The sequence below is a fragment of the Mesorhizobium sp. M4A.F.Ca.ET.050.02.1.1 genome (genome assembly GCF_003997725.1).
Taxonomy (GTDB): domain Bacteria; phylum Pseudomonadota; class Alphaproteobacteria; order Rhizobiales; family Rhizobiaceae; genus Mesorhizobium.
The window spans coordinates 17,323-28,449 of the sequence record NZ_RZSG01000016.1; the positions used below are offsets into that span (position 1 = coordinate 17,323).

Below are 11,127 nucleotides of genomic sequence, written 5' to 3' on the forward strand. Positions count from 1 at the left end.
GTCAAGCTCCTATCGCGCGGCGACGCTGGCGCCATTGATCGAGAACCACCGCGCCGACGATGATCACGCCCTTGACCATCTCCTGGTAGTAGGCGTCGAGGCGCAGGAAGGTGAAGCCGGAGATGATGACGCCGAAGATCAGCGAGCCGATGACGGTGCCGATGATCGAGCCGCGGCCGCCCGACAGCGAGACGCCGCCGATGACCGCCATGGCGATCGCATCGAGCTCGTACATCACGCCCATGCCGGCCTGGGCGGTGAGGTTCTTGGAGGACAGCACCACCGCGGCAACGGAAGCGAGAATGCCGGCGATGACATAGACCAGCACCTTGTGGTTGGCGATCTTGATGCCGGACATGCGTGCGGCGTCCTCATTGGAGCCGATGGCGTAACAGTGCTTGCCGTATCTGGTGTAGCTCAAGATGAGCTGGAACAGGATCGCCAGCGAAATGAATATGATAACCGGCATCAGGCCCTTGCCGATGGCGGCGAAACTGTCGGTCGGAAACGAGATCGGTTGACCCTTCGACCACCATTTGGCGATGCCGCGCGCGGTGACCATCATGCCGAGCGTGGCGATGAAGGGCGGGATGCGCGTATAGGCGATCAGCGCACCGTTGATCAGGCCGGCGATAAGGCCGCAAGAGATGGCGACGAGCAGCGGGACGATCACGGGCAGGTCGGTCCAGCCCTGCGCCAGGAACATCGCCTTGGGGTTCGGGTTGCCATTGACCGTCGCTACCTGGGCAAAGCTCATGGCGATCATCGCCGTCGCGCCGACGATCGAGCCCGAGGACAGGTCGATGCCGCCGCTGATGATCACCTGCGTCACGCCGATAGCGATGATGCCGACGATCGAAACCTGCAGGATGATGATCTGCAGGCGGGCCTCGTTGAAGATCCGGCCAACGTCGCTGCGGGTGTTGAACAGGAAGCTGTCACCAAGAAAGATCCGGCCGATCAACTCGAAGACGACAACGAGAATTACCAGCGCCAGGAAAACGTTGAACTCGGCCGGCCATGCGCGTTTCTTCGCATCGTAGGTCAGCCCGCCGACGCCATGAGATGTCTGTGCCACGTGTTTTCCTCCGTCGGCCGCGTTCGCCCTCCCGCCGGTTCGGGCGGTGAGGGAAAATGGGGAGCGGCGCCGTTGTTATGATTTGATGCGCCGCTCCGTTTAGCCTAGCGCAGCCTCAGTTCTTCTTCAGGAACTTGTCGATGTTGGCCGGCGTGACGAGTTGGAACGGGATATAGACCTTGTGTTCCACCTTCTCGCCCTTGGCGAGCTTCAGCGCGGCGTCCAGCGCGCCGGCGCCCTGGCCAGCGGCGTCCTGGAACACCGTCACGTCGAGATCGCCCGCCTGCATTGCGGCAAGCGCGTCCTGGGTGGCGTCGACGCCGCCGACGACCACCGACTTCATGTCGATGTTGGCGGCCTTCATCGCCTGAATGGCGCCGATGGCGCTTTCGTCGTTGTTGGCGATGACGCCATCGAAGGGCTTGCCGGCCGACAACCAGTTGGTCATCAGGTTCTGGGCCTCGTCACGCTTCCAGTTCGAGGTCTGCTTGTCGATGATCTTGATGAAGCTGCAGTCCGGCGTAGCAATGACTTCCTCGATGTCCTTGGTGCGCTGCACCGCGGCCTGGTTGGAAAGCTCGCCCATGATCACGTAGACATTGGCTTCCTTCTTGCCCGCTTCCTTGAACAGGCGGCAGGCTTCCTGGGTTTCCAACGTGCCGGATTCAGCCTCGTTCGAGGCGACGAAGGCTTGGTTGTCCGGCAGCGTATCGACGTTGACCGGCTCGCGGTTGACATAGACCAGCGGGATCTTGGCCGCGGCAGCCGCGTCCGACATCGCCTGGGTGGCCGAGGTATCGACCGGGTTGACGATGATGGCGTCGACGCCCGAGGCGGCGAAGTTCTTGATCTGGTCAAGCTGCTTGGCGACGTCGTTCTGCGCGTCTTCGACCTGCAGTTCGACACCGCTCATGCCCTTGGCCTGCGCGATCATGCCGTTGCGCAGAACGGTCAGGAAGTTGTCGTCGAAAAGCGCCATCGAAACGCCGATCTTGGCGGCGAAGGCGGACGAACTCATAAGCGCCGACAGTGCGACGCCCAAAAGCAGTTTCTTCATTGTATTTCTCCTCCACATTGGTGTCCGGCTGCACCGATCTTTTGCCCGGAATCCCCGATCTCCCGAGGAATCTCTCCCGCTTTCTATTCCGGTTCCGGAGGGCGCCCTTTGCATGATGGAACGCCAAGTCCTCTGTTTGAAACAGATGTTCCGGAACGAAAGAACCAAAATACCCAGTTCGTGAAATATTTATTCCATTTCAGGCGGCGGCGTCAAGGGCGAATCGGAAGCCCGGCGCCGGATTTTCGGACTGGCCTGATAGATTCTATCATTTCGCCTGGCCGGCGCGCCGGCACGTGGATGCCGTGCGGCTAGATGTTTTCCGGCAGATAGATGTCGAATGGCAGGAAGGTCTGGCCAGGCGCGTTGGCGGCGCCGGCCTCGATGGCATGGGCCATCAGATCGACAAGCTCGCGGCAGAGCGCGGCGAGTGGCGTGGAGATCACCATGGTGAGGATGTTGTCGGCGAGTGCCGCGCGCGATTCTGCGTTGATCTCGTTGCAGACGACGACCGGCATATGCGCGGGCCGCGCTGCTCGCAGCGCCGAGACCGCGCCTTCCATGCCACCGCCGGCGACATAGCAGCCGGCGAGGTCCGGATGCCGGGCAAGGAGATCGATCATCGCATCGTGGGTCACCTGGTTCGCTTCCAGGTTGACCAGAGTCTCCATTACGATGAATTCCGGGGCATGCTCGCGGAAGAAGGAGCGGAAGCCGATCTCGCGCAGTTCATGGCCATGGAAGCGGTGGCTGCCGACGAAGAGGGCGACCTTGCCCGGCTTCCTGGCCGCCTTGGCGATCATCCAGGCCGCGGTGCGACCGACCTTGCGGTTGTCGAGGCCGACATAGCCCTCGCGGATGCCGGCGGCGAAGTCGGACAGCAAGGAGAACACCGGTACATTCCTGGCCTTCAGGGCCTCCACCGTCGCCGTCAGCGTCGGGTGGTCCGGACCGACGACGGCCACGGCCCTCGATTTCGCGGCCAGCCTGCGTGTCTGGGCGGCGATCTCGTCGGCGGCCAGCGACGCGGCGAAATCGATCGTCGCGACGCCGCGAAAGCGCTGCGATTGCGAGACTGCAAGTTCCAGCTCCCGCGCGAAATCGCCGTAGAAAATATCATTGCCTCGCAACAGCAGAAAGCCCAGGCGGTATTCCGGCAATTCCTGGCGCATGCGCTGCCTGATCAGTCCCGCGGCGTGATAGCCGATCTCGGTCGCAGCCTCATAGACGCGGCGCGCCGTTTCCTCCTTTACCGGCAGGCGGTTGTTCAAGACGCGATCAACGGTGGCAACGCTGACACCGGAGACGCGTGCCAGATCGGTAATGGTCGGCCGCTTTGCCATGAGCACTCCCTCGCTTGCCGACTCAGTTTACCTCGTCCTGATATGAAATGATAGAAACTATCTTTCTGATATTGAGACTATCATGGCTTGGAGCTATTTTGCATTTCGACGCCGACCGTGCACCCGCCCCACCGCTTTACGCGAGGGCCGAGCCGCAAGGTGCTGATGGAGGAAGCGATGACGGCAATGATGGACGCGGCGCCATCCCGGCGCGACTACAGCCTGGTTGGCCGCGACGCCAGGCTGGCGGTGGAGAATGGTCTCTCGGCGGCCGAGTGGTACCACACCGACATCCCGCGCAAGCAGATGAAGGAATTGATGCAGCGCTCGGACCAGCCGGCGATCCGCGACACCGTCATCTGGCTCGGCGCCTTGGTCCTCAGCGCCGCCGGCGGCGCCTGGTTCTGGGGCACGTGGTGGTGCGTGCCGTTCTTCTTCGTCTACGGCACGCTTTACGGCTCCTCGACCGATTCACGCTGGCACGAATGCGGCCACGGCACCGCCTTTCGCACGCAGTGGATGAACGACGCCATCTACCAAATCGCCTGCTTCATGATCATGCGCAACCCGGTGACCTGGCGCTGGAGCCACACGCGCCACCACACCGACACGATCATCGTCGGCCGCGATCCGGAAATCGCCGTGATGCGGCCGCCGGACCTGATCCGCACGGCACTGGCCTTCGTCGGCGTCCTCGACGCCTGGCGCGCGATGAGCGACATGCTGCGCAACGCGGCCGGCAACATCAGCGCGGCGGAAAAAACCTTCATTCCCGAGCAGGAGCAGCCGAAGGCGATCCGCATCGCCCGCATCTGGGCGGCGATCTATGCCGCCACGATCGCGTCGGCGTTCTATTTCGACTCGTTCCTGCCGCTGATGCTGGTCGGGCTGCCCAGGCTCTACGGCGCCTGGCATCACGTCATGACCGGCCTGTTGCAGCATGGCGGCCTTGCCGACAACGTCATCGACCACCGCCTCAACAGCCGCACCGTCTACATGAATCCGATCAGCAGGTTCATCTACTGGAACATGAACTACCATGTCGAGCACCACATGTTTCCGATGGTGCCCTACCACGCGCTGCCCAGGCTGCACGAGTTGATCAAGCATGACCTGCCGGCGCCGACGCCGTCGATCCTGGCCGGCTACCGCGAGATGATCCCGGCCTTCCTGCGCCAGCTTCGCTACGAGGATTACTTCATCAAGCGGGAGCTGCCGCCGACGGCTCGCCCCTATCGCGAGGATCTGCACAGCGATCATCCCACGGCTGCAGCGGCCGAATGACCGGCCGAGGCGCGCCGAGCAATCCAATTCGCCGGAGGACGACATGAGTGACTGGGTCGAGGCCTGCGCGGCCGGAGACATCGACGAGGAAGACGTTATGCGGTTCGATCATGGCGGCCGTACCTTCGCCATCTATCGCAGCCCGGAGGACGAGTATTTCGCGACAGATGGGCTGTGCACGCATGAGAAAGTGCATCTGGCGGGCGGACTGGTGATGGACGACATCATCGAGTGCCCGAAGCACAATGGCCGCTTCAACTACAAGACCGGCGACGCCAGGGGCGCCCCGGTCTGCGTCAACCTCAAGACCTATCCGGTCAAGGTCGACGCCGGCAAAGTCCTCATTCAGATCGGGTGATCGCGATGTCCGGGGGAATGGTCATCATCGGCGCCGGCGAATGCGGCGGGCGCGCCGCGCTCGCCTTGCGCGATCTCGGCTTCGAGGGCGCGGTGACGCTGATCGGCGACGAGCCGCATCTGCCCTATGAACGGCCGCCGCTGTCGAAGGAGGCGATGACCGGCGAAGTGCCGGCGATCAAGGCGATCACCAGCGAGGAGCTTCTGGCCGAACGCTCGATCCGGCACATCCGTTCGGTCCGCGCCGTGGCGATCGACCGCGCCGCGCATGCGGTTCGACTGTCGGACGGTTCTTTGCTTCCCTACGACAAGCTGTTGCTGGCGACCGGCTCGCTACCGCGCAAGCTGCCGATGCCGGGGCTGGGCGAACGCTGTGTCTATCTTCGGACCTTCAACGACGCTCTGGCCATCCGCGCGCATCTCAATCCAAAAAGCCGCGTCGCCATCGTCGGTGGCGGCTTCATCGGGCTGGAGCTTGCCGCTTCGTCGCGCAAGCTCGGCGCCACGGTCACCGTCATCGAAGCGCAGCCGCGCATCCTGATGCGCGGCGTGCCGGCCGAGATCGCCGCGGCAATCCACGCGGAGCATGAGGCGGAAGGCGTGATCATCCTCGCCGGCCAGGGCATAGAAGCAATCGCCGATGACGGCAAAGAGGTGCGCATCACGCTCGCCGGCGGACGACAAATCGCCGCCGACCTCGCGGTGATCGGCATCGGCGCCGTGCCGGTGACCGGGCTTGCCGCGGAAGCAGGGCTTACGATCGACAACGGCATCGCCGTCGATGCCGAGCTGTGCACCGCCGACCCGGACATCTTCGCCGCCGGCGACTGCTGCTCGTTCCCGCTTGCCGTCTATGGCGGCCGGCGCGTGCGGCTGGAAGCCTGGCGCAATGCGCAGGAGCAGGGCGCGCTGGCGGCGAAAAACATGCTCGGCGCCGGCGAGGCGCATGCGTCGGTGCCGTGGTTCTGGTCGGATCAGTATGGGCTGACCCTGCAGATCGCCGGGCTTTCCGACGAGGGCAAGAGCATGGTGCGCCGCGACCTCGACGACGGCGCCTTCATCCTGTTCCACCTGGCGGACGACGGACGGCTGGTGGCGGCGAGCGGCATCGGTCCGGGCAATGCGGTGGCGCGCGATATCCGCCTGGCGGAAATGCTGATCGCCAAGCGCGCGGCGCCGGCGCCGGCGGCGCTCGGGTCGCAAACGGTCAAGCTCAAATCGCTGCTGGCTGCGTGAGGCTTCGGAAGGTGCCGGCATCTCGTGCGGCATGAGGGGGATCAAGAAATGGCACGCAACAGACCGACGGTCGCCGACCTGCAAGCGCTGAAGGGCAAGCGTCAGTTGTCCAAGCTGCGCGTCTTCTCGCTGGAAGAAGCGGAAGCCGCCGAACGCGCTGGCATCGACATCATCTCGGTCACCTATGACCTGATCTTCGACCCGCGTTTCCGCGACGCCGCGCCGACCTGCTTCGCCATTCCCGGCGACGAACAGGCCAAGATGGGCGCCACCACCGACGATATCCTGCGCACAGCGGTGAAGCTGCGCGCGGCGAGCGCCGATGCGATGTACTGCTCGGCCAGTTTGCAGACGATCCGCCGGCTGCGCGACGAGCACATCCCGGTCTGCGGCCATGTCGGCCTGGTCCCGGCGCATGCGACCTGGACCGGCGGCTTCAAGGCGGTCGGCAAGACCGCAGAGAGCGCCGCTTTCGTCTGGAAGCAGGTCAAGGACCTCGAGGCGGCCGGCGTCTTCGCCGCCGAAATCGAGGTGGTGCCGGCCGAGGTCGCCAGCGCGATCTCGCGGCGCACGCCGCTGATCATGATCTCGATGGGTGCCGGCGCCGGCTGCGATGCCCAGTATCTGTTCTCGGAAGACGTGCTCGGCACCAATCGCGGCCGCTATCCGCGCCACGCCAAGCGCTACCGCGATCTCGCGGCGGAGTTCGACCGCATTCAGAGCGAGCGCATCGCCGCGTTCCGCGAATATGCCGCCGACATCCAGTCGGGCGCCTATCCGGAACCGCGCCACATGCTCGAGGCGGACGCGCTGGAATTGCGCAAGTTCGAGGCGTTCCTCGACGCGGAAGGCTAAACAGCCCGAACCCGAGGCGGCTAGAACAGCGCCTTCAGTTCGTCCAGCTTGTCGTTGACCAGCCAGCCGTAATAATTTTCCTCGGGCAGCTTTTCCGGCTCGCCGGCGGCGCGACGCTTGTCGTTCTCGGCCTTCAAAGCAGAGGCGCGCTGCTCGGGATTGCCTACATTGTAGAGCGTCGCCGTGAGGCCGGGATTGTCGGAGATGTCGAAGCCGGCAATGCTCTTATAGGCATCGATCGACGTCCTGATCGTCGCCGCGACATAGGCCAGCGTCAGGTCCGGATCCATGATGGTCTTGTAGACCGTGTTCGGATCGCCGACGTCGAGCTTCGGCAGTCCGGAAACCTTGTGCACGAGATCGCTCATCTGCAGCGCGGTCAGCGGATTGAGCTGGCCGAGGCCGAAGGTCTGGCCGGCATAATAGGGCTGGAAGAAGGTGGCGCCGAAACGGTCGTTGGGGAAGCTTGTGCCGCCAACGCTCTTGCCGCGGAAGGAATGGTTCCAGACCTGCTCGCGGCATTCCCACAGATCGTAGCTGTCGGTCATACCGGCGCATTTCTTGAATTCGGGGCGCTGGACGAAATCGCTAATGTCCTCGCCGTCATAGGCGAAGGAGAGCTTGCTCGACAGATAGGAGATCGCCTTGACGTAATAGGTCTGCAGCCGGTCGTAGGCGTCGACATTGTAGGTGTGCTCGCCGACGATGGCGCCGACGATGTGCATCGGGTCGATGCCATAGGCGGCAGCCTCCTTCCTGATCTTGGCGCGCAGCTCGGCGTCGCTCTTCAGCAGCGCGTAGACCTTGCGATATTTGGCCTGGAAGGTGGTGTTGGTGGCTTGCGTGCGCCGGCTGGAGGCGCCCGGTATGTCGGGCTGGACGGCGTTGCGGTTCCCCGGCGGCACCAGGGTCTGCGCGTTGGCCACGGCCACAGCCGCCGCCATAGCCAGGCCGAGAAGGAGAAGAAGCCGTCTTTTCATACGCCGCCGCCCGTCAAGGCGCCCTGCCGGAACGATCCGGCAAGGCGCCTTAAGTGTTTTCTTCATGCATGCCCCAAACCGCTCGATCAGTTTGGGCATGCCCGAGTCGCCGGGCAAACTAGGTAAAGCAGGTGGGAGAGTCGAGAGAAGCCCGCCTCCCGCCAAGGCGAAAGCCGGCCAGATGCTTCCATTTGGCCACACCCCGCCCGCCGTGCCGGACAAGCCTTGCCGGCCCGCCCGAAGCCAGAACCCTGCCCGGCATCGGGTTCCTTGCTGATGCATATCGTTGTCCCAAAACCGCTGCGCACTTTTGGGCGACATGCATTTACAGGATGAATCTGGACAAATCCGTGTTCCTCGAGAGGTCGCCGACATGCTTTTGCACATAGGCGGAGTCGATGGTGACGGTCGTACCGTTGCGGTCCGGCGCGTCGTAGGAGATCTCGTCCAGCACCCGCTCCATCACCGTCTGCAGGCGTCTTGCGCCGATATTCTCGACGCTGGCGTTGAGATCGACGGCAATGCCGGCCAGCGAATCGATGGCGTCGTCGGTGAAGGCCAGTTCGACCCCTTCCGTCTTCATCAGCGCGACGTACTGCTTGATCAGGCTCGCCTCTGTCTCGGTGAGGATGCGGACGAAGTCCTCCTTCTCCAGCGCGCGCAGCTCGACGCGGATCGGCAGGCGGCCCTGCAGTTCCGGCAACAGATCGGACGGCTTCGACACATGGAAGGCGCCCGACGCGATGAACAGGATATGGTCGGTCTTCACCGGGCCGTACTTCGTCGCCACCGTCGTGCCTTCGACCAGCGGCAGCAGGTCGCGCTGCACGCCTTCGCGCGAAGGCCCGCCCGAAATGTCGCTCCTGGCCGCGATCTTGTCGATCTCATCGAGGAAGACGATGCCGTCATTTTCCGTGGCGTCGAGAGCGCGGCGGATCACCTCGTCCTGGTCGAGTAATTTGTCGGACTCGTCATTGACCAGCAGCGCGTAGGAATCGCGCACCGTGGTCTTGCGGCTCTTGGTCTTGCGGCCGCCCATCGCCTTCGACAGCATGTCGTTGATGTTGAGCACGCCGATATTGCCGCCCGGCATGCCTGGGATCTCGAAGCCCGGCATGCCGCCGGTGCCGGTGTCGGCGACTTCGATCTCGATCTCCTTGTCGTCGAGCTCGCCGTCGCGCAGCTTCTTGCGGAAGGAGTCGCGCGTCGACGGGCTCGCCGTCTTGCCGACCAGGGCCTCCAGCACGCGTTCTTCGGCATTGATCTGGGCGCGCGCCGCGACGTCCTCGCGCATCTTCTCGCGCGCCAGGCCGATGGCAACCTCGACCAGGTCGCGCACGATCTGCTCAACGTCGCGGCCGACATAGCCGACCTCGGTGAACTTGGTCGCCTCGACCTTGACGAAGGGCGCGCCGGCGAGGCGGGCCAGGCGGCGCGAGATCTCGGTCTTGCCGACTCCGGTCGGGCCAATCATCAGGATGTTCTTCGGCATCACCTCCTCGCGCATCTGGCCTTGCAGCTGCTGGCGGCGCCAGCGGTTGCGGAGCGCAATGGCCACGGCGCGCTTGGCGTCCTTCTGGCCGATGATGAAGCGGTCGAGTTCCGAAACGATTTCGCGGGGAGAGAAGGTGCTCATGTCACTAAATTCCACTTTGCCACTGCTTGATGGACTCGAACGGATGCAGCAGCATGATCACGTTGAGCGTCAGATTGTCCCGGATGATGTAGCCCGTACCGAGCTCGAAGATGAGGGCCAGGGCAACGACCACCCATATAGGAAGCTTTCGCGCCATCACAAATCCCAGCACCATGGCCAACGTGTCCGATACCGAGTTGATGATGCTGTCGCCGTAATAGTCGAGCGAAATCGTGCCGGCGCGGTAACGCTCGATGATGAAGGGGCTGTTCTCCAGAAGCTCCCAGCCACCTTCGATGAGGACGGCGAAGGCGAGCCTCAGCCCGATCGGCGAACGCGGAAAGAGGAACCGCGCCAGCGCATAGAACAGGAAGCCATGGATGATGTGCGATGGCGTGTACCAGTCCGAGATGTGCTGGGAGTTCTCCGAGCTTTGCACCACCCCGTGCCAGAGCTTGACATAGCCGCAGGTGCAGATCGGCGGATGGCCCATGCCGTAAAGCGCGCCGGCCTGGAAGATCAGCAAAGCCAGCATGAGCAGAAGCCCCATGCGCCAGCTGTCCTCATAGGCCGAAAGCGTCTTGTCCTCGCCGGATGCGTTCATCTGGTTCAGTCCCCCTCTTCCGTGTCGCCTTGCGCCGCGTCGACGGCCATCAGCACGACATCCCCGTATTGCGACTGCCTGCGGCCGATCGGCCTGAAACCCGCCTTCTCATAGGCGCGGATGGCGCGCGCGTTCCGCGGATGCGGATCGATGATGACGCGCGGCGCCCCTTCCTCGAAAAGCTGCTCGACGAACTGCCGCACGATCGCCGTGCCGTGGCCGACGCCGACCAGCTGCGCCAGGCCGATCGACAGGTCGATACCCAGCGTGCCGAACGGCTGGTCGGCATAGGGATGATCGTCCTCCAGATGCGGATCGTAGCTCTGCAGGTAGGCGATCGGCCGGCCGTCGAGCTCGACGATCAGCGGCTCGACCGAAACCGAGTCGATGTGCTCGCGGATTTCGGCGGTCTCTTGTTCCGGATCGTCCCACCATTCGGCGACATGCGGCTCGGCCAGCCAGCCGGCGATCATCGGCAGGTCTTTTTCGGTCACCGGCCGAAAATCGTAAACGTGCTCTTGTTGGACCATGATCTTATCCGAAAACCGGGTCCCACTTTTCGGGATCATGGTCGATTGCCTCAGGCGGCATCGAGCGTTTCGACAACGAAGTTGCTGTTGGTATAGACGCAGATGTCGGCCGCGATCTGCATCGCCTTGCGGGCGATCTCCTCGGCGTCCTTGTCGGTGTCCATCAG

General features: G+C 63.6%; 11 protein-coding genes and 1 pseudogene. 4 read left to right on the plus strand and 8 right to left on the minus strand.

The genetic code is table 11. The features are described 5' to 3' along the window. Position 1: 1 nt before the first annotated feature. The 3 genes from EOA33_RS02770 to EOA33_RS02780 form a co-directional block, all read right to left on the minus strand. Positions 2–1,078, minus strand: coding sequence for an ABC transporter permease (locus EOA33_RS02770; protein WP_126057089.1), 1,077 nt, complete (start codon positions 1,076–1,078; stop codon positions 2–4). A gap of 115 nt (positions 1,079–1,193) precedes the next feature. Then, complete coding sequence (locus EOA33_RS02775) at positions 1,194–2,135, minus strand: sugar ABC transporter substrate-binding protein (protein ID WP_126057090.1); 942 nt, start codon at positions 2,133–2,135, stop codon at positions 1,194–1,196. Between the two features lie 311 nt (positions 2,136–2,446). Beyond that, positions 2,447–3,478 (minus strand): LacI family DNA-binding transcriptional regulator, encoded by a 1,032-nt coding sequence (locus EOA33_RS02780; protein ID WP_126057091.1) that lies wholly within the window; start codon positions 3,476–3,478, stop codon positions 2,447–2,449. Between the two features lie 177 nt (positions 3,479–3,655). Here EOA33_RS02780 and EOA33_RS02785 point away from each other — a divergent pair, with 177 nt between their 5' ends. From EOA33_RS02785 to EOA33_RS02800, 4 genes are read left to right on the plus strand one after another with little or no spacing between them, the layout of a single operon-like run. Next, positions 3,656–4,762: a fatty acid desaturase family protein gene (locus tag EOA33_RS02785; protein WP_245455287.1), complete on the plus strand. Its 1,107-nt coding sequence runs from the start codon at positions 3,656–3,658 to the stop codon at positions 4,760–4,762. A 43-nt stretch (positions 4,763–4,805) separates the two neighbouring features. Then, a complete protein-coding gene (locus tag EOA33_RS02790; RefSeq protein ID WP_127404903.1) occupies positions 4,806–5,120 on the plus strand; it encodes a MocE family 2Fe-2S type ferredoxin in 315 nt (104 codons plus the stop codon). A 5-nt stretch (positions 5,121–5,125) separates the two neighbouring features. Beyond that, positions 5,126–6,355 (plus strand): FAD-dependent oxidoreductase, encoded by a 1,230-nt coding sequence (locus EOA33_RS02795; protein WP_127404904.1) that lies wholly within the window; start codon positions 5,126–5,128, stop codon positions 6,353–6,355. A gap of 48 nt (positions 6,356–6,403) precedes the next feature. Continuing rightward, entirely contained in the window at positions 6,404–7,210 is an 807-nt protein-coding gene (locus tag EOA33_RS02800; protein WP_127404905.1) for a 3-methyl-2-oxobutanoate hydroxymethyltransferase, read from the plus strand. 20 nt (positions 7,211–7,230) lie between these two features. Here the strand turns inward: EOA33_RS02800 and EOA33_RS02805 are convergent, their stop codons facing one another. The 5 genes and pseudogenes from EOA33_RS02805 to EOA33_RS40195 all read right to left on the minus strand — a co-directional run. Next, positions 7,231–8,190 carry a DUF1402 family protein gene (locus EOA33_RS02805; protein ID WP_127404906.1) on the minus strand — a complete coding sequence of 320 codons (960 nt, stop codon included), beginning with the start codon at positions 8,188–8,190 and terminating at the stop codon, positions 7,231–7,233. 325 nt (positions 8,191–8,515) lie between these two features. After that, positions 8,516–9,826: an ATP-dependent protease ATPase subunit HslU gene (gene hslU / locus EOA33_RS02810; protein WP_126057096.1), complete on the minus strand. Its 1,311-nt coding sequence runs from the start codon at positions 9,824–9,826 to the stop codon at positions 8,516–8,518. A 4-nt stretch (positions 9,827–9,830) separates the two neighbouring features. After that, the gene (locus EOA33_RS02815) at positions 9,831–10,430 is read right to left on the minus strand and encodes a DUF2585 domain-containing protein (protein WP_126057097.1); all 600 of its coding nucleotides are present in this window, start codon (positions 10,428–10,430) and stop codon (positions 9,831–9,833) included. 5 nt (positions 10,431–10,435) lie between these two features. Beyond that, positions 10,436–10,960: a GNAT family N-acetyltransferase gene (locus EOA33_RS02820; protein ID WP_127404907.1), complete on the minus strand. Its 525-nt coding sequence runs from the start codon at positions 10,958–10,960 to the stop codon at positions 10,436–10,438. A 50-nt stretch (positions 10,961–11,010) separates the two neighbouring features. Beyond that, a pseudogene (locus tag EOA33_RS40195) lies at positions 11,011–11,127 on the minus strand (HslU--HslV peptidase proteolytic subunit); the annotation flags it as partial.

Bases quoted from the DNA above. Each gene is read 5' to 3' on its own strand.
- EOA33_RS02775 (WP_126057090.1), bottom strand. From the start codon at position 2,135: ATGAAGAAACTGCTTTTGGGCGTCGCACTGTCGGCGCTTATGAGTTCG.
- EOA33_RS02780 (WP_126057091.1), bottom strand. From the start codon at position 3,478: ATGGCAAAGCGGCCGACCATTACCGATCTGGCACGCGTCTCCGGTGTC.
- EOA33_RS02785 (WP_245455287.1), top strand. From the start codon at position 3,656: ATGACGGCAATGATGGACGCGGCGCCATCCCGGCGCGACTACAGCCTG.
- EOA33_RS02790 (WP_127404903.1), top strand. From the start codon at position 4,806: ATGAGTGACTGGGTCGAGGCCTGCGCGGCCGGAGACATCGACGAGGAA.
- EOA33_RS02795 (WP_127404904.1), top strand. From the start codon at position 5,126: ATGTCCGGGGGAATGGTCATCATCGGCGCCGGCGAATGCGGCGGGCGC.
- EOA33_RS02800 (WP_127404905.1), top strand. From the start codon at position 6,404: ATGGCACGCAACAGACCGACGGTCGCCGACCTGCAAGCGCTGAAGGGC.
- EOA33_RS02805 (WP_127404906.1), bottom strand. From the start codon at position 8,190: ATGAAAAGACGGCTTCTTCTCCTTCTCGGCCTGGCTATGGCGGCGGCT.
- hslU (WP_126057096.1), bottom strand. From the start codon at position 9,826: ATGAGCACCTTCTCTCCCCGCGAAATCGTTTCGGAACTCGACCGCTTC.
- EOA33_RS02815 (WP_126057097.1), bottom strand. From the start codon at position 10,430: ATGAACGCATCCGGCGAGGACAAGACGCTTTCGGCCTATGAGGACAGC.
- EOA33_RS02820 (WP_127404907.1), bottom strand. From the start codon at position 10,960: ATGGTCCAACAAGAGCACGTTTACGATTTTCGGCCGGTGACCGAAAAA.